Origin of the sequence: Nocardioides humi, assembly GCF_006494775.1 — a bacterium.
Classification (GTDB): domain Bacteria; phylum Actinomycetota; class Actinomycetes; order Propionibacteriales; family Nocardioidaceae; genus Nocardioides; species Nocardioides humi.
The window spans coordinates 3,036,118-3,053,053 of sequence record NZ_CP041146.1 but is presented as its reverse complement, the minus strand read 5'-3'; the positions used below and the strand labels follow the sequence as shown (position 1 = coordinate 3,053,053).

Genomic DNA, 16,936 nt, shown 5'->3' with positions numbered 1-16,936 from the left:
TGGGCACCCTTCAGGAGAGGTGAACGAAACGTCTAGCAGAAGAACCTACGCGCCCGCCGTGACATTCCCGGCAGTGACCGCCGCGTGGTCGAGCTCGGCGATGTAGCGCTCGGCGTCGAGGGCGGCCGAGCAGCCGGTGCCGGCGGCGGTGATGGCCTGCCGGTAGACGTGGTCGACCAGGTCGCCGGCGGCGAAGACGCCGGGGATGTTGGTCGCGGTGCTGCCGGGCCGGACGAGGACGTAGCCGTTGTCGTCGAGGTCGACCTGGCCGACCAGCAGCTCGGAGCGGGGCTCGTGGCCGATCGCGATGAACAGGCCGGTCGCGGGCAGCGAGCTGGTCTCGCCGGTGACGGTGTCGCGCAGGGTCAGCGACTCCAGCGACTCCTCGCCGTTGATCGACTCCACGACGGAGTTCCACACGATCTCCAGCTTCGGGTCCGCGAAGGCCCGCTCCTGCATGATCTTGGAGGCGCGCAGCTCGTCGCGGCGCACGATGAGGGACACCTTGGTGCCGAACCGGGTCAGGAAGGTCGCCTCCTCGACGGCGGAGTCGCCGCCGCCGACCACGGCGATGTGCTGCTCGCGGAAGAAGAAGCCGTCGCAGGTCGCGCAGTAGGACACGCCGCGGCCCGAGAGCCGTTCCTCGTCGGGCAGCCCGAGCTTGCGGTAGCCCGAGCCGGTGGCGAGGATCACCGCGCGGGCGGTGTAGGTGTCGGTGGCGGTACGGACGGTCTTGATGTCGCCGGTGAGGTCGACCTCGACGATGTCGTCGGCGACCAGCTCGGCGCCGAACCGCTCGGCCTGGGCGCGCATCTCGTCCATCAGCGCGGGTCCCTGGATGCCGTCGCGGAAGCCGGGGAAGTTCTCGACCTCGGTGGTGTTCATCAGCGCGCCGCCGGCGGTGACGGAGCCCTCGAAGACCAGCGGGCTCAGCTGGGCCCGCGCGGCGTAGATCGCGGCGGTGTACCCGGACGGTCCGGACCCGACGACGATGACGTTGCGCGGCTCGGACGTGGCGATCTCGGACATGGGACTCCCCGGCTGGACTGACGGACACTTCGACAACCAGATCGTAGGCCGCCGGATTCCCGGACGCCCGCGGTGGTCAGCCGGTGGCGGCGAGCGTCGTGGAGTGCAGCACGTCGCCGGTCCCGCAGGCGAGCACCTCGGCCTCCTGGGTCGAGCCGACCGGAGCCCGGAACGCGACGACGGCCGACTTGCCGTCGTACCGGACGCCGACGAGGTGGCCACGGCCGAACGACGCCGGCTCGCACATGAAGTCGGTGGGGGCGCTCAGGGTCGCCCCGGTGTAGTCGGCGGTCGCCGGGTGCGGGAGGGCGACGTGCTGGAGGGCCACCAGGTCCTCGCGCAGGTGGTCGGCGCGCACCTCGCGGACGGCGGCGTCGCTGGGCACCCGCCGCGGCACGGCGTACTGCTCGGCCGGGTCGCCGGGCACGGCGCTGGGGGTCGGTGCGGCCTGGGGAGCCTCGGCGTCCGAGCCCGCCTCGTCGCTCGAAGCTCCGCCCGCGCCCTCGCGGGCCGAGTCGTCCTGCGCGAGCTCGTGGGCGGCGGTCAGGTCGTCGCCGGCTCGGTGGTCGGACACGATGCCCACGCCGATGGCGACCGCGGCGACCGCGGCCGCCGCCCCGAACAGCATCCGGACCCGGCGCCGGCGGCGCAGCGCCGCCGGGTCCAGGGGTACGACGACCGCCGGTGCCTCGGGGTGGTCCTCGTGGATGCCGCCGGACGAGCGGGCGCCGGCGGCGCGCTCGGCCGCGAGGCCCGCGATCACCCCGTCGATCCGGTCGGCGACGTCGGTGGGGATCGGCGCCGGTCCGCCGGCCTCGGCGAGGGCGCGCCGGACGGCGTCCTCCTCGCGGGGAGTCGGGGGCTCGGTGGCGTCGTTCATGGGGGGTCCTGGCGTGGGGGTCCCGGGCGGGACGGAGGCGGGTGATCAGTCGACGGCGGTCCCGGCGGGCGGTCCGCGGGGGTCACCGATCCGACGTCCGGGGCGCCGGTGGGGTTCCCGGCGTCGTGGGGCGGGGTGCGGCCGGCGTCGGCGTCGGCGTCGGCGGGCAGGTCGTCGAGGACGTCGGCCAGCAGGACGGCGAGCCGGGCCCGGCCCCGGGAGCAGCGGCTCTTGACCGTGCCTTCGGCGCAGTCGAGGATCTGCGCGACCTCGGCGACGGGGTAGCCCTCCATGTCGACGAGCACGATCGCCGCCCGCTGCTCGTCGGGCAGCGTCGCCAGGGCGGCGAGGACCCGCTCCCGGCGCTCGACGACGAGGCCGCGCTCGGCCGGGTCGACCGCGTCGCCGACGGTCTCGCGGGTACGCCGGTGGCCGGCCTCGACGGCGTCGAGGTCGTCGGGCAGCGGCTCGGCCCGGCGTACCTTCTCGGCGCGCAGCCGGTCCAGGCACGCGTTGACGACCACCCGGTGCAGCCAGGTGGTCACCGCTGCGTCGCCGCGGAAGGACCCGGCGCGGCGGAAGGCGGCGACCAGACCCTCCTGGAGCCCGTCGGCCGCGGTCTCGGGGTGGCCGCAGGTGCGCAGCGCGACGGCCCAGAGCCGGTCGCGGTGCCGGGTGACGAGCGTGCCGAAGGCCTCGGGGTCCCCGGCGACGTGGGCAGCGAGCAGCTCCTTGTCGCTGGGCTCACTCACCACGGACCACCACCTCGGAGACCTCGGCCCGGAAGTCACCGGCGACCTCGGGCAGGGCCGTCCACCACAGGACAAGGTAGCGAGCCTGGACCGGCTCCGCACCGGCGAGGGTCAGCCGCCCGCCGCCGGCCGCGGTCGCGACGGGCTCGCCGGTCGGTGCCTCGGTGGGTACGGCGGTGCCCGCGACGCGGTACAGCGCGAGCCGGTTGGGCGCCGGATCGGTGCCGTCGTCGACCATCCGCACCTCGACGCTGGTGACGGTCCGGGTCGCGCCGAGGTCGAGGATCAGCCCGACCCCGGTCTTCAGGCCCGGCGGCGGTCCGAGCTGGTCGAAGTAGGTCTGGGTCCGCCACGTCGTCCGGGCGTTGCCGTCGACCAGGTTGCCGAGGGAGCCGGGGTTCTCCTCCCCGTCGGTGCCGAGCGGGTCGAAGTCGTCGACCTGCACCCCGGCGATCACCGCCGCCGCCTGCCCGGTCGGGGTCTCCTGAGGTGTGTTGTCGGCGTCCGGGTCGCCGCCGAGCGCGGTGCGGCCGCGGCCGAGGTTGAACGCGACCGCCACCGCCACGAGCAGGAGGACGGCGAGCGCGACGGCCATCGCCAGCCGCAGCCAGCTCCGGCCCGGCACCGTCTCCGTCGTGTCGGCCGGGTCGGGCTGGCCCGGGCCGGTGTCGGTGTCCCACGGCCAGAAGCCGGCCGGCGGCGGGGCGCCCGGCTCCGCGGGCACGGGGGGCAGCCGGGGCCGTCGTACGCCGCCGGGCGGGTCGGGCGCGAACAGCGGCCGCTCGGGCAGGTCCTCGAACGGGGCGGGGGCGGTGGTGGGGTGCTCCGGGTGCGCAGCCAGGTGACGTCGTCGTCGCCGAAGACCGGGAGCCCGGCCTCTGTGGGGAGCTCGGTGACCAGCGGGATGGGCGGCTCGTCGTCGAGCTCCTCCGCGGGATCCTCGACAGGCTCCTCCGCCTGCTCCGGCGCGGGCGTCGGCGCGGGCGTCGGCTCCGGCTCGGCGGGCGGGACCACCGGGATGTCGTCGCGGGAGGGGTCGTGCGGCAGCGGGTCGGCGAGGGCGGGCAGCCAGACCGGGCGGAGCTCGTTGATGGGCGGCACGGCGCGGGCCAGCTGCTCGGGCATGCCGGCCGGGTCGCCGACGAACGCGACCAGCTCGGCGGCGATGGCGGCGGCCGAGGACACGTCGGGGTGGTCCCCGCCCCGGCGCCGCCAGCGGGGGGCGGCGCCGCGCTGGTCGAGCTCGCGCCACAGCGTGTCGAGCGGCTGCGGGACCCCGGCGACGACCTGCCGGGGGCTGAGGGTGAGGTCGTTCTCGCGGGGCGCGGCCGGGACGATCGAGCCGGACGGCCCCGGCCAGGTCGCGGTCAGCGCGCAGTGGAGCAGCCCACCGAGGTCCTCCAGGTCGCCCTGCACGTCCCCCGGGGAGAGCCCGTGCAGCGCGGCGTCGACGCACATCCCGATGATCCGCACCGAGCCGTACCGGTCGATGAGGACGTTCTCGGGGTTGAGCCGGCCGTGGGTCACGCCCGCCGCGTGGGCGCGGGCCAGCGCGTCCGCGACGTCGGCGACCAGCCAGGCGGCGTTGCGGGGCGCCAGCGGGCCGTCGTGGGTGACCAGGATGTCGAGGGAGATGCCGGTCCCCCACTCGTTGACGACGAAGCAGCGGCCGTCCTCCTCCTCGGCGTCGAGGACGCGGAGGATCCGCGGGTCCAGGACCCGGGCGGAGGTGCGGGCCGCCTCGACCAGCTCATGGGCGCGCGCGTCGTCCTGGGCGATGACGTGGAGGGCGACGAAGCGCTCGAGGATCCGGTCGTGGGCACGCCAGAACCGCCCGCCGCCGCTCTCGCTCAGCAGGTCGATCAGCTGGTAGCGGCCGGCGAGGACATCGCCCGACCGTGTCGACGTCGCCACCTCGATCCCCCTGCCGATCCCTGCCGATCCCCTGCTGATCCCTGTGCCCTCGTGTCCCTCCGGTCACCCTAGCCCGGTCGCGCCGGTTCTAGCCGCGGCGCAGGCGCCCGGCGACGGTGTCGGCGACGGACGTCACCTCGGTCAGCCGCAGCGGCCGCGCGACGCCCAGCAGGGCGGCGGCGGCGCCGGCGCTGACGAGGGCGACCTCGAGCGCGGCCAGGGTCCAGTGCGCGTCGCGGCCGACCAGCTCGGTCACGGTGTCGGTGACGACGATGTCCACGAACCGGGCGACGACGAACACCACCGCGCTGGCGCCCAGCAGACGCAGCACGAACCCGCCCCAGCGCCGGCTCGCCCCGCCGGGCGCGCCGCCGCGACGGAGGCGGCGTACCAGCACGACGGAGGAGACGGTCGCGCCGACGGTGTAGGCGCTGGCGTAGGCGAGGACCAGCATCGGGGACGTGTCCCACGGGTCGACCCGGCCCACGAAGAGGATCGCGAGCCCGATGTTGGTGGCCGCGATCGCGCACTGCACGAAGAACACCAGCCGGTTGAGCTCCAGCGCGTAGAACCCCCGCAGCACCAGGTAGTGCACGGTGAACGCCACCACCGCGAAGCCGAAGAGCACCATCGACGACTCGAACCGGTAGAAGAAGGGCGCCGTCGCGCCATGGCCCCAGACCACCTGGGCGAGCGGCAGCGCGATCGAGGGCAGCAGCGCCGCGAACGGTACGACGACGACGAGCGCCGTGCGCAGCGTGCTGCCGAGCGTGCCGGCGAGCCGGGCCAGGTCGCCGCTCGCCGCCGAGGCCGAGAGCCGGGGCAGGATTGCGGTGGCCAGGGACACGGTGATGATCGAGTGCGGCACCATCACGACCAGCATCACGTTGGAGTAGATCGTGATGCCGGTGCCGTCGTCCGCGGCGGCGGTGCCGCCGGACGCGAGGCGCACCACGACGACGTACGCGACCTGGTTGACGATGACGAAGAGCACCGTCCACACGCCGAGCTTGAGAGTGTGGCCGAGACCGACCCCCCGCCAGTCGAAGCGCGGCCGGAAGCGCACGCCGGCGGCGCGCAGGTAGGGCACCAGGATGAGCAGCTGGGCGGCGATGCCGGCGGTCGAGCCGATGCCGAGCAGCGCCTCCTGGCCGGGCGTGAACGCCGCGCGCTGCTCCTCGGGCGTGGCCGGTCCGAAGGACAGCAGGTAGGCGATCAGGACGGCGATCGAGATCAGGTTGTTGGCGATCGGCGCCCACATCATCGGCCCGAACCGGCCGCGGGCGTTGAGCACCTGGCCCAGCAGCACGAACATGCCGTAGAAGAAGACCTGCGGCAGGCAGTACCGGGCGAAGTCGATCGCGGACTGGCGCTGCTCGGCGAGGTGGGGCGCGTTGTAGCTGGGGACGAGCACCTGCATCACCAGCGGCGCGGCGACCACCAGGACGATCGTGACGATGCCGAGGAAGCAGGCTGCGAGGGTGATCACCCGGTTGACGTACGCCGCGCCGCCGTCGGCGTCGTTCTTCATCGACCGGACCAGCTGGGGCACCAGCACCGCGTTGAAGACGCCGCCGGCCAGCAGGATGTAGAGCATGTTGGGCACCGTGTTGGCCACGGTGAAGATGTCGGCGTGCAGCGAGATGCCGAGCGCCGCCGCCAGCAGCGTCGAGCGGATGAACCCGCTGAACCGGGACACCACCGTCCCGGCGGCCATCACGGCCGTGTTGGCGAGGATCCTCCGCTGCTCGCCGGCCGCCTCGCCGCCGGTCGCCTCGGTGCTCACGTGGCGGCCGCGCCGCGCGCGGCGCGGAACCGCCGGACCAGGCGGATCCCGATGGCGACGAACAGGATGCCGGCGCCGGTGCCGATGATCGCCCAGATCACCACGCCGACCTGCCCGGAGCGGATCGGGAGCTCGTCCTCGGCGCCGATGGGGGTGCCGGTGACGTCGGTCAGCCGCAGCCGCACGTTGTGGACGCCGGTGCCGTGCATGTCGGCGCTGATCGGCACCGACGAGCGGCTGTTGGCGGCCAGCACGATCGGGTTGGCGGCCTTGATGGTCGCGCCGTCGTCGGTGGCGACCTCGATCCGCACCGTCACCGCATGGTCGAGGGTGTTGCTGACCGCGACGTTGAAGCTGCCCGAGCTGCTCGACAGGGTGACCCCCTGGGGCGCGTCGAGGCTGACCTTGTCGAGCTGCTCGACCACCCAGGACCGCGACCGGCCCAGCCGCGGCGCGGCGTCGGCGTCGCCGCGCATGGCGTACGACGTCCCGGCGAGCGCCTCCCCGACCACGGTGTCCCCGATCGTGTAGCCCTCGCCGAGGATGCTCTGCAGCGACCGGGCGGAGCGGATCAGCGCGCCGGCCTCGCCGAAGACGCCGGTGCCGAGCTGCGCCTTCGCCTGGCCGTCGGGGTAGGCCAGGTCGTCGGGGTCGATCCGGGGGGCGCTCGCGCCGCTGCCGCCGCCGGTGATGTCGTCGGTGACGGCCGGCAGGTCGACCAGGTCGATCAGGTCGGTGTCGAGGCCCTCCCAGAAGGCGCGGGCCCCGGCGGCGTCGACGCTGGTCGGGATGACGACCACGAGCGGGTCGGGCCGGTCGTCGCCGGCCCGGAGGACCCGGACGACCGCCTCGCTGAGCAGGCGCTGGCGCAGCGCGACCGGCGCGAGGGCCGGGTCGGGGCCGGGACCGCCGCGGGCGGTGGCCGTGCTGGTGACGACCACCGGCCGGTCGCCCACGGCGCCGCCGGCCGGGGGGCCGTCGGGGTAGGCGGCGGCCGGGAACATCTGCTCCCCCAGGAGCACGGCGGCCGCGTCGTCGACCTTCTCGATCGCGCCGGCGTCCAGGTAGCCGTTCGGCGCCGCGACCACCGGCGTGCTCTCGACCCCCCACGCGGTCAGCGTCGGCGAGGCGTGCTTGCGGGCGGTGGCGTAGGCGCTGGGCAGCGCCCGCGCGGCGGCTGCGAGGTCCGGGTCGCCGTACGGCAGCGCGGCCACGGTGTCGTCGGTCAGCACCGTCTGGGCGCGCTGGAGCCAGGCCTGTGCGGCGCGGACGAGCGGGCTGCCGGGCTCGAGCGTCGCCGCGCCGACCTCGGCGCCCGCGTCACCGCCCTCGCCGGCGTCGTCGCCCTCGCTCTTCGAGCCGCTCGGCGACGGGTCCTCGTCCTCGGGGGGCGTGCCGTCGGGGGTGACCGGCGTGATCTCGCGGGTGGGGTTGCCGGCCGCGAGCTGGCTGACCGCGTCGGGCAGCGCCGGGTCGAGCAGCCAGGTCACCGGGGCGCCGCCGCCCGCCGAGCCGAACGCGAGCGGGCCGCCGAGGGTGCCCTGCGGCGAGAGCGCGTCCTCCCACCAGGTGGTGCGGCCGAGCTCGCCGGTGGCGGAGTGCGCGACCCGACCCCGCAGGGGTACGACGACCGCGGTGTCGACGCTCGCGTCGGTGTCCGGCGCGACGTACGGCAGGAAGGTCCGGGCCCGGCCGTCGGCCAGCAGGTCGCGGCCGTCGGGGTTCTCACCGAGCGCGTGCACCCCGAACCAGTAGACGCCCGTCGTCGGGTTCGCGAACACCTGCCGGAGGACCCGCTGCGGGATCCGGATCGTGTACGACATCGACTCCCCCGGTCCCAGCGTCTCGACCTGCGCCCGGACCGCCTCGTCGTCGGTGTAGCGGACCCCGACCTGCGCCTCCGGGTCGGTGGCGACCGCCGCGGTCAGCTCCGCCTCCGTGGTCATCGCCGGCGGGCAGCCGGTGCAGTCCGGTCCGGCGCCGAAGACCGGGTAGAGGTTGATCCGCTGCCACGTCTCGAGGTCGACATTGGTGACCTGGCCGCGCACGATCAGCGGGCCGGTGAGCGGCAGCACGCCGGGGGTGAGCTCGTCGATGGTGATCTCGAGCGGAGCGTCGTACTCCTCGTCCTCGGGGGCCGCGGCCCCGGCCGGCGCACCCGGCGCCACCAGGACGACCGCCAGCGCGACGAGAGCGGTCGCGAGCCCTAGGGCGAGCAGGCGTGTACGACGGCGGACCACGATCCCGAGGGTAGTGGGGCCTCCTGTGCGGTCTCTCCTAGACTCTCCGCCCGTGACCGAGACGCCCGACTCCCCCACTCCGCTGAGGCTGGTGGACGTCCAGAACGCGGTCGCCGCCGAGCTGGACCGGATCGCGCCGGTCATCGACGATCTCGGCGCCCGGTTCGCCGCGGCCGGCCACGAGCTCGCCCTCGTCGGCGGCCCGGTGCGCGACGCGATGCTCGGCCGCCGGTCCAACGACCTCGACTTCACCACGTCCGCCCGCCCCGAGCAGACCGACCGGATCCTCAAGGCGTGGGGCGACGCGTGGTGGGACATGGGCCGCGACTTCGGGACCATCGGCTGCCGCAAGGGCGACTGGGTGGTCGAGGTGACGACGTACCGCTCGGAGGCCTACGACCCCGACAGCCGCAAGCCCGACGTCGTCTACGGGGACTCGCTCGACGGCGACCTCGGCCGGCGCGACTTCACCGTCAACGCGATGGCGGTGCGGCTGCCGAGCCGCGCGATCGAGGACCCGTACGGCGGCGTGCTGGACCTCGCCCACCGCGTGCTCCGCACGCCGGGCACCCCCGAGCAGTCCTTCTCCGACGACCCGCTGCGGATGATGCGGGCCGCCCGGTTCGCGGCCCAGCTCGGCTTCACGGTGGACCCCGACGTCGTCCGGGCGATGACGGAGATGGCCGACCGGATCGCGATCATCTCCGCGGAGCGGGTGCGCGACGAGCTGGTGAAGCTGGTCTGCGCCCCCCACCCCCGGCTCGGGCTCGAGCTGCTGGTGGAGACCGGGCTCGCCGAGCGGGTGCTGCCGGAGCTGCCGGCGCTCAAGCTGGAGCGCGACGAGCACCACCGCCACAAGGACGTCTACGAGCACAGCCTCACCGTGCTGGAGCAGGCGATCGACCTCGAGCCGCGACTGGCCGCGCGGGCGGGGCTGCCGGAGGGGCCGGACTTCGTCTCCCGGTTCGCCGCGCTCATGCACGACGTCGGCAAGCCGCGGACCCGCCGGTTCCTCGCCGACGGCTCGGTCACCTTCCACCACCACGACGTGGTGGGCGCCAAGCTGACCCGCAAGCGGATGAAGGCGCTGAAGTTCAGCAACGAGCAGATCGACGCGGTCAGCGACCTGGTCGAGCTGCACCTGCGCTTCCACGGGTACGGCTCGGGCGAGTGGACCGACTCCGCCGTCCGCCGCTACGTCCGCGACGCCGGCGACCAGCTGGAGCGGCTGCACGTGCTCACCCGCGCCGACTGCACGACCCGCAACAAGCGCAAGGCCGACCGGCTGCGTCGTACCTATGACGACCTGGAGGCCCGGATCGACCGGCTCGCGGGCGAGGAGGAGCTCGCCGCCATCCGCCCCGACCTCGACGGCAACCAGATCATGGAGATCCTCGGCATCGGCCCGGGTCGCGACGTCGGCGCGGCGTACAAGTTCCTGCTCGAGCTGCGCCTCGACAACGGCCCGATGAGCGAGGCGGACGCCACCGCCGCGCTGAAGGAGTGGTGGGCCGCGCGCGGCTGAGCCCTCCCCCACCACGGCGACCGGGGCTACCAGGGCACCGAGCCGTCGGCGTCGAAGAAGCTGCCCGACGGCCCGTCGTCGTCCAGCAGCGCTGCCCGGGCCACGACGTCCGCGGCCTGGTGCGCCGGTGTCGGCGCCGCGGCGCGGTTGTCGGGGCCGCCGAGGTCGGTCTGCACCCAGCCGGGGCACACCGAGTTGACCTTGACCCGGGTGCCTGCCAGCTTCTTGGCCAGCGCCACCGTCAGCCCGTTGAGCGCCGCCTTCGAGGCCTGGTAGGCCGGCACCACCAGCCCGTGGTACGGCGACGCCGGGTCGAGCTGGTCGCTCAGCGAGCCCATCCGGCTCGAGACGTTGACGACCCGTCCCCCATCCGAGCGGACCAGCAGGGGGAGCACGGCCGCGGTCACGCCGACGGCGCCGAGCACGTTGGTGCGGAAGGTGCGCAGGAACAGCTCGGGATCGAGCGGGTCGGCGACCCGGGCAGCGGTCGCCTCCGGCAGGATGCCCGCGTTGTTGACGAGGATGTCCAGCCGGCCGTGCTCCCGGCGGATCTGCTCGGCCGCGGCCGTCGCGCTGGCCTCGTCGTCTACGTCCAGCGGCACCGCGCTGGCCCACACCCCGGCCTCCCGCAGGCCGCGTACGGCAGCGCGGCCGCGGTCCGCGTCCCGGGCACCGATCACCACCGTCACTCCCTCCCGGCCCAGCCGTCGTGCGGTCGCGAGGCCGAGGCCGCGGTTGCCGCCGGTGACGAGGGCGACCCTCGGATCCGTTGTCGTCGTCATGGGCCCAGCCTCGCGGGACCGGACGGGGCGGGTCTGGCGGCAATCGGACCTCGCGTCGAGGCGTCGGCGAGCCGGCGCGACCTGTGACCGGGGTCACGTACTGGCGGTACGCTACCTGCGGGTAGGTTGCCGGGAGCCCCCACTGTTCCCACGGAAGGCACCGCCATGGCCGACACCTACGAGAAGCTGCTCGAGGACTCCATCGAGATCGCCGCCCCCACCGACAAGGTGTGGTCGCTGGTCACCGACATCCCGGCGATGGCCAAGTGGAGCCCGCAGGTCGTGAAGTCGACCGTCAAGGGCGGCATCGTCAAGCAGGGCGCGACGTTCAGCAATCTCAACAAGCAGGGCATCAAGCGCTGGCCGACCGGCGGCAAGGTGATCCGGTTCCAGCCGCCCGCCGGCGCCACGCCCGGCGACTTCGCCTTCCGGATCCGCGAGAACCGGACCATCTGGTCCTTCCAGCTCGAGCCCACCGAGGACGGCGGCACCCGGCTGACCGAGCGCCGCGAGACCCCCGACGGCGTCTCCGGGCTGTCCCTGCTGCTCACCAAGGTGGTGCTCGGCGGGCAGCAGGGCTTCACCGACGAGCTGCGCCGCGGGATCCGGCAGACCCTGGAGCGGATCAAGGCCGAGGCCGAGGGCTGAGCACCGGACCTGAGCACCAGACCTGAGCACCGGGCCTGACCACCGGGCCTGACCAGGTGGCCGGTTCAATGGGCGCGTGAGTGAGGGCAGCCCCGCGACGAAGGTCGCGACCGTGGCGGTCGCGGTCGTCGTACTGATCGCGGTGGCGGCCGTGCTCCTGCTCCAGGACGCGAAGGAGCCGCCGGGCGGCCGACCGGGCGGGCCGACGACCGTTCCTCCGCCCCCGTCGTCCGACGTCACGCCGAGCCGGACCGAGCCGCCGCCCCCCACGCCCACCCCGACCGTCCCGCCGTCGCCGACCGCGCCGTCCTCGCCGTCCTGCCCGATGCCGGCGCCGGTCCAGCTCACGGTGCTCACGTTCAACATCCACTTCGGCACCGGGCACGACGGCAGCGTCCAGCTGGACCGGATCGCCGAGGAGATCCGGGCGTGGGAGCCGGACGTCGTCCTGCTCCAGGAGGTCGACAAGGGCCGCCCGGTCAGCGGCAACCTGCATCAGGCCGAGGTGCTGGGGACCCTGACCGGCCTCCACCACGTGTACGGCGGCAACTCGCGCAACACCGGCGCCGGACCCCGCGGCAACGCGATCCTGACCCGGTTCCCGATCCTCGACTCCGGCAACACGCACCTCCCCATGGCCGGCGGCCGCGAGCTGCGCGGTCTGCTGCACGCCCGGATCGACGTGGGCGGCGTACCGGTCAGCGTGTACGCCACGCACTTCGACCACCGCTCCCGCCAGGCCCGCAAGGTGGCGGCGAAGACCGTCGTCCGGCTGCTCGCTGCCGACCCGCTGCCCAAGGTCCTCGGCGGCGACCTCAACACCGGCCCCGACTCCCGCGCCGTCCGGATCCTGCGCCGCTCCGGCCTCGGCGACGCCTGGGCGGTCGGGAAGGGCAAGGGCGCCACGGTCCCCGCCCACCGCCCCGGCAGCCGGATCGACTTCATCCTGCACGACGGCTGGTTCACGCCCCTCCAGGCCGAGGTGCTCTTCTCCGCCGTCTCCGACCACCGCCCCGTGTGGACCCGGATGCAGCTGCAGCCCCCGCCCGCCTGCTGAGCCGATCCGGGGTCCGGCCCCAAAAACGGTCGTGTGCCTGAGACCCCGCCTCCACGGGTTCTCAGGCACACGACCCCACGGAGTGGGGAGGCTCAGACGCCCTTGATGAAGGCCTCGAGCTGGGCGCGGCCCTCGGTGTCCTCGATCTGCACCGGCGGGCTCTTCATGAGGTACGCCGAGGCGGGGATGATCGGGCCGCCGACGCCGCGGTCCTTGGCGATCTTCGCGGCCCGGACGGCGTCGATGATGATGCCGGCGGAGTTCGGGGAGTCCCAGACCTCGAGCTTGTACTCCAGGTTGAGCGGGACGTCGCCGAACGCGCGACCCTCGAGGCGGACGTAGGCCCATTTGCGGTCGTCGAGCCACGCGACATAGTCGGACGGGCCGATGTGGACGTTCTTGTCGTCGACCTTGCCGGCCAGCGAGCCGTTGAGGTTCGAGGTGACGGCCTGGGTCTTGGAGACCTTCTTGGACTCCAGGCGCTCGCGCTCGAGCATGTTCTTGAAGTCCATGTTGCCGCCGACGTTGAGCTGGTACGTGCGGTCCAGCGCGACGCCGCGGTCCTCGAAGAGCTTCGCCATCACCCGGTGGGTGATGGTGGCGCCGACCTGGGACTTGATGTCGTCGCCGACGATCGGGACGCCGGCGTCCTCGAACTTCTTGGCCCACACCGGGTCGGAGGCGATGAAGACGGGGAGGGCGTTGACGAAGGCCACGCCGGCGTCGATCGCGCACTGGGCGTAGAACTTGTCGGCCTCCTCGGAGCCCACCGGGAGGTAGGAGACGAGGACGTCGACCTCGGCGTCCTTGAGCGCCTGCACGACGTCGACCGGCTCGGCGGCGGACTCCTCGATGGTGGCGCGGTAGTACTTGCCGAGACCGTCGAGGGTCGGGCCACGCTGCACCTCGATGCCGAGCGTGGGGACGTCGGCGATCTTGATGGTGTTGTTCTCGGAGGCGTTGATGGCCTCGGAGAGGTCCTTGCCGACCTTCTTGTCGTCGACGTCGAACGCCGCGACGAACTGGACGTCGCCGACGTGGTAGTCGCCGAACTGGACGTGCATGAGCCCCGGGACGGTGCTCGCGGCATCGGCGTCCCGGTAGTACTGCACGCCCTGGATGAGGGACGTGGCGCAGTTGCCCACGCCGGCGATCGCTACTCGAACCGAACCCATGGGGTTTCCTTCCTTGCTACTCATGACATCTCGTGAAATGAACAGGCGCTGACCTGATCCGCTTGCTCGTGCCGGTCAGGACGGCGTCGACGGTGTCGCCGGCGTCGCCGTCTCCGGACCGGGTGGTGCCTGCTGCACGTTGCGCTCGGCGTTGATGAGCTCCGAGAGCCACCGGACCTCACGCTCGACGGACTCCACGCCGTGACGCTGCAGCTCGGCGGCGTACCGGTCGGCCTCGGCCTGCGTCATCGCCAGCTCGCGCTGGACGCGGTCGAGCCGCTCCTGGAGCCGGGAGCGACGCCCTTCGAGGACGCGCAGCCGGATCTCCATGTCGGTGGAGGAGAAGAACCGGAACCGGATGTCGAAGTTGTCGTCCTCCCATGCGGTCGGACCCACCTCCGACATCAGGCGCGAGAACTCCTGGGTGCCCAGGTCGGTCACCTGGTAGACGATCCGCTGCCGCCGGGTCTGGGGGCCCGAGGGCACGGTCTCCTCGATGAGGTTGCCGCGGAGCATCTTCTTCAGCGCGGGGTAGAGGGAGCCGTACGACAGCAGTCGGCCCCAGCCCAGCATCAGGTTGAGCCGCTTGCGCAGCTCGTAGCCGTGCATGGGTCCCTCGTGCAGCAGTCCGAGGACTGCGAGCTCGATGGTGTCCCCGCGCCGTGCCATGCGACCTATCGTAGCGATATATCCGCGGGACGTGAACTCCCGATGGATCGCGGGTGTCGGATCGGGGCGCGCGGCTGCTGCGGCCGGGCGCAGGAATCGCCGCTTCAGCGGTGCTTCCCTCACTTCTTGACCGTTGCAACGGTCAAGAAGTGACAGTTTCACCGCTTCAGCGGTGATTCCTGCAAGCGGATGCCCGGGAAATCGGGTCACTCAGCCCCGCGCCGTACCCTGTCCTGCGTGGTTCAGGGAAAACGGAAGTCCGGAGCGTCGGCCAAGCGGTCGAAGTCGCGCGGGAAGGACCGCGCGCCGCGGACCTGGAAGCAGCGGCTGAAGCTGCTCACGATCTGGGGTCTCGTCGGGTGCGTGGTGATGGCGCTGCTCGGCGCCGGCGGCTTCTTCGTGGCCTACCGGTCGATCGACATCCCCGACCCGAACGCCGAGTTCCTCACCGAGACGACGCAGGTCTTCTACTCCGACGGCAAGGCGCAGCTGGGCCAGTTCGCGGTCCAGAAGCGTGACTCGATCGACTACGACGAGATGCCGCAGTACATGAAGGACGCGACGGTCGCGGCGGAGAACCAGAGCTTCTGGACCGACAACGGCATCGACCCCAAGGGCATCCTGCGGGCGGCGTTCAGCAACGCCCAGGGCAACGCCACCCAGGGCGCGTCGACGATCACCCAGCAGTACGTCAAGATCCTCTACCTCAGCCAGGAGCGCACCTGGAAGCGGAAGGCGAAGGAAGCGATCCTCTCGCTCAAGATCAAGAACCAGCTGAGCAAGCAGGACATCCTCGAGGGCTACCTCAACACCATCTACTTCGGGCGCGGGGCCTACGGCATCCAGGCCGCGGCGCAGGCGTACTTCGGCAAGGACGCAGCGAAGCTCAACCTCAAGCAGTCCGCGACCCTGGCCGCGATCCTCAACAACCCCAACCGGCTCGACCCCGACAACGAGGGGGCGGCCGAGCGGCTGTTCGGGCGCTACAAGTACGTCCTCGCGTCCATGGAGGAGATGGGCACCGCCCCGGCCGACGAGGTCGCGAAGGCGAGCGAGGGCCTGCCGAAGTTCCCCGAGATCAAGCAGAACGCCCAGTACGGCGGCCAGCGCGGCCACGCGCTGACGATGGTCCGCAAGGAGCTGCTCCGGCTCGGGTTCAGCGAGCAGGAGATCAACGGCGGCGGCCTCCGGGTCACCACGACGTTCACCAAGAAGGCGATGAGCGCCGCGGCCCAGGGGGTCGCCGAGGAGCGGCCGGAGGGCTTCGGGCCCAAGCAGCTGCACGTCGGCGTCGCCTCGGTGGAGCCCGGCACCGGCGCGGTGCGTGGCTTCTACGGCGGCCAGGACTTCCTGCAGTCGCAGCTCAACTGGGCCGTCGAGGGCGGCCAGGCTGGCTCGACGTTCAAGCCGTTCGCGCTCGCGGCCGGCATCGAGTCCGGTTTCGAGCTCAAGGACACCTTCGACGGCAACTCCCCCTACGACCTGCCCGGCGGCGGCCGCCCGGTCGAGAACCAGGGCAACCGCAGCTACGGCCGGGTCGACCTGATCAAGGCCACCGCGGACTCGATCAACACCGCCTACATCGACCTCACCCTGGGGATGCCGGACGGGCCGACGCAGATCATCGAGACCGCCAACGCGATGGGCATCCCGCCGGACCAGCCGGCCACCAAGCCGTACGGCATCCCGACCTCGAGCCCGGGCCTGCAGGCCAACACCGGCGTCTCGCTGGGCTCGCAGACGGTCAGCCCGATCAACATGGCCAACGGCTACGCCACCATCGCCAACCGCGGCGTGGCGGCCGACGCCTACATCATCGAGAAGGTCGTCGACCGCGACGGCGTGGTCCGCTACAACCACAAGGTCACCACGCACGAGGCGATCCCCGAGGGCGTCGCCGACGACGTGGGCTACGCCCTCCAGCAGGTCGTGAAGTCCGGATCCGGTACGTCGGCCCTCGGCCTGCGCCGCCCGGCCGCCGCCAAGACCGGCACGGCCACCAACGGCAGGGGCGAGGTGTCCTCGGCCTGGTTCGTCGGCTACACGCCGCAGCTCGCGACCGCGGTGATGTACGTGCGCGGCAAGGGCAACGAGCAGCTCAAGGACTGGCTGCCGTCGTACTTCGGTGGCGCCTATCCCGCGAGCACGTGGACCGCGGTGATGACCAAGGCCCTCGACGGCGAGGAGGTCGAGAGCCTGCCGGGCGCCGCGTGGGTCAAGGGCGAGGCGCCCTCCGACGGCCACGAGAAGCTGCCGCCGCCCCCGCCGCCGGAGCCGAAGAAGACCAAGAAGCCGAAGAAGAGCCTGACCAGCGAGGCACCCCCGGAGGTGCCGGCGCCCCCGGTGACGACGGAGGTCCCGCCGCCGCCGACCACGGAGGTCCCGCCGCCGACCGATCCGGTGACCACCCCTCCGCCGACGACGCCGACCGCCCTCGGCCAGCCGCGGGTCCGGCACGGCCGCCGCCGTCCGCGCTGAT

The 16,936-nt window shown here is 73.0% G+C and carries 14 protein-coding genes; 4 read left to right on the top strand and 10 right to left on the bottom strand.

Annotated elements, in window-relative coordinates:
• Window positions 1–45: 45 nt before the first annotated feature.
• The 7 genes from trxB to FIV44_RS14965 form a co-directional block, all read right to left on the bottom strand.
• Window positions 46–1,029, bottom strand: a complete 984-nt coding sequence (gene trxB, locus FIV44_RS14995; RefSeq protein ID WP_141005134.1) for a thioredoxin-disulfide reductase — start codon at window positions 1,027–1,029, stop codon at window positions 46–48.
• Between the two features lie 76 nt (window positions 1,030–1,105).
• On the bottom strand, window positions 1,106–1,909 hold the full coding sequence (locus FIV44_RS14990) for a hypothetical protein (RefSeq protein ID WP_141005133.1): 804 nt from the start codon (window positions 1,907–1,909) through the stop codon (window positions 1,106–1,108).
• Complete coding sequence (sigM, locus tag FIV44_RS14985; RefSeq protein WP_246086968.1) at window positions 1,906–2,661, bottom strand: RNA polymerase sigma factor SigM; 756 nt, start codon at window positions 2,659–2,661, stop codon at window positions 1,906–1,908. The genes FIV44_RS14990 and sigM overlap by 4 nt, the downstream gene beginning before the upstream one ends.
• Complete coding sequence (locus FIV44_RS14980) at window positions 2,654–3,220, bottom strand: hypothetical protein (protein WP_141005131.1); 567 nt, start codon at window positions 3,218–3,220, stop codon at window positions 2,654–2,656. Before FIV44_RS14980 ends, sigM begins: the two co-directional genes overlap by 8 nt.
• A complete protein-coding gene (locus tag FIV44_RS14975) occupies window positions 3,115–4,575 on the bottom strand; it encodes a protein kinase family protein (RefSeq protein WP_141005130.1) in 1,461 nt (486 codons plus the stop codon). The genes FIV44_RS14980 and FIV44_RS14975 overlap by 106 nt, the downstream gene beginning before the upstream one ends.
• An 88-nt stretch (window positions 4,576–4,663) precedes the next feature.
• Window positions 4,664–6,361 carry a murein biosynthesis integral membrane protein MurJ gene (gene murJ, locus FIV44_RS14970; RefSeq protein ID WP_246086967.1) on the bottom strand — a complete coding sequence of 566 codons (1,698 nt, stop codon included), beginning with the start codon at window positions 6,359–6,361 and terminating at the stop codon, window positions 4,664–4,666.
• Complete coding sequence (locus FIV44_RS14965; protein WP_141005129.1) at window positions 6,358–8,601, bottom strand: DUF6049 family protein; 2,244 nt, start codon at window positions 8,599–8,601, stop codon at window positions 6,358–6,360. The genes murJ and FIV44_RS14965 overlap by 4 nt, the downstream gene beginning before the upstream one ends.
• A 91-nt stretch (window positions 8,602–8,692) precedes the next feature.
• On the opposite strand from FIV44_RS14965, the gene FIV44_RS14960 reads away from it, so the two are divergent.
• Window positions 8,693–10,126 carry a CCA tRNA nucleotidyltransferase gene (locus FIV44_RS14960; protein ID WP_425465175.1) on the top strand — a complete coding sequence of 478 codons (1,434 nt, stop codon included), beginning with the start codon at window positions 8,693–8,695 and terminating at the stop codon, window positions 10,124–10,126.
• Window positions 10,127–10,152: 26 nt separating this feature from the next.
• Here the strand turns inward: FIV44_RS14960 and FIV44_RS14955 are convergent, their stop codons facing one another.
• The gene (locus FIV44_RS14955) at window positions 10,153–10,908 is read right to left on the bottom strand and encodes an SDR family oxidoreductase (RefSeq protein ID WP_141005128.1); all 756 of its coding nucleotides are present in this window, start codon (window positions 10,906–10,908) and stop codon (window positions 10,153–10,155) included.
• Between the two features lie 165 nt (window positions 10,909–11,073).
• Here FIV44_RS14955 and FIV44_RS14950 point away from each other — a divergent pair, with 165 nt between their 5' ends.
• Both FIV44_RS14950 and FIV44_RS14945 read left to right on the top strand, forming a co-directional pair.
• Window positions 11,074–11,556 carry an SRPBCC family protein gene (locus FIV44_RS14950; RefSeq protein WP_141005127.1) on the top strand — a complete coding sequence of 161 codons (483 nt, stop codon included), beginning with the start codon at window positions 11,074–11,076 and terminating at the stop codon, window positions 11,554–11,556.
• A 76-nt stretch (window positions 11,557–11,632) separates the two neighbouring features.
• Window positions 11,633–12,613 carry an endonuclease/exonuclease/phosphatase family protein gene (locus FIV44_RS14945; RefSeq protein WP_141005126.1) on the top strand — a complete coding sequence of 327 codons (981 nt, stop codon included), beginning with the start codon at window positions 11,633–11,635 and terminating at the stop codon, window positions 12,611–12,613.
• A 92-nt stretch (window positions 12,614–12,705) separates the two neighbouring features.
• Here FIV44_RS14945 and FIV44_RS14940 read toward each other — a convergent pair whose 3' ends face one another.
• Window positions 12,706–13,788 (bottom strand): inositol-3-phosphate synthase, encoded by a 1,083-nt coding sequence (locus FIV44_RS14940; RefSeq protein WP_141005125.1) that lies wholly within the window; start codon window positions 13,786–13,788, stop codon window positions 12,706–12,708.
• Window positions 13,789–13,863: 75 nt separating this feature from the next.
• Complete coding sequence (locus FIV44_RS14935) at window positions 13,864–14,457, bottom strand: PadR family transcriptional regulator (protein WP_141005124.1); 594 nt, start codon at window positions 14,455–14,457, stop codon at window positions 13,864–13,866.
• A gap of 237 nt (window positions 14,458–14,694) precedes the next feature.
• On the opposite strand from FIV44_RS14935, the gene FIV44_RS14930 reads away from it, so the two are divergent.
• A complete protein-coding gene (locus FIV44_RS14930; protein WP_246086966.1) occupies window positions 14,695–16,935 on the top strand; it encodes a transglycosylase domain-containing protein in 2,241 nt (746 codons plus the stop codon).
• The last annotated feature ends 1 nt before the right edge of the window (window position 16,936 follow it).

What these genes read in the sequence shown, in the direction of transcription:
- FIV44_RS14990 (WP_141005133.1), bottom strand. Translation starts at nt 1,909, where the DNA reads ATGAACGACGCCACCGAGCCCCCGACTCCCCGCGAGGAGGACGCCGTC.
- FIV44_RS14955 (WP_141005128.1), bottom strand. Translation starts at nt 10,908, where the DNA reads ATGACGACGACAACGGATCCGAGGGTCGCCCTCGTCACCGGCGGCAAC.
- FIV44_RS14950 (WP_141005127.1), top strand. Translation starts at nt 11,074, where the DNA reads ATGGCCGACACCTACGAGAAGCTGCTCGAGGACTCCATCGAGATCGCC.
- trxB (WP_141005134.1), bottom strand. Translation starts at nt 1,029, where the DNA reads ATGTCCGAGATCGCCACGTCCGAGCCGCGCAACGTCATCGTCGTCGGG.
- FIV44_RS14935 (WP_141005124.1), bottom strand. Translation starts at nt 14,457, where the DNA reads ATGGCACGGCGCGGGGACACCATCGAGCTCGCAGTCCTCGGACTGCTG.
- FIV44_RS14940 (WP_141005125.1), bottom strand. Translation starts at nt 13,788, where the DNA reads ATGGGTTCGGTTCGAGTAGCGATCGCCGGCGTGGGCAACTGCGCCACG.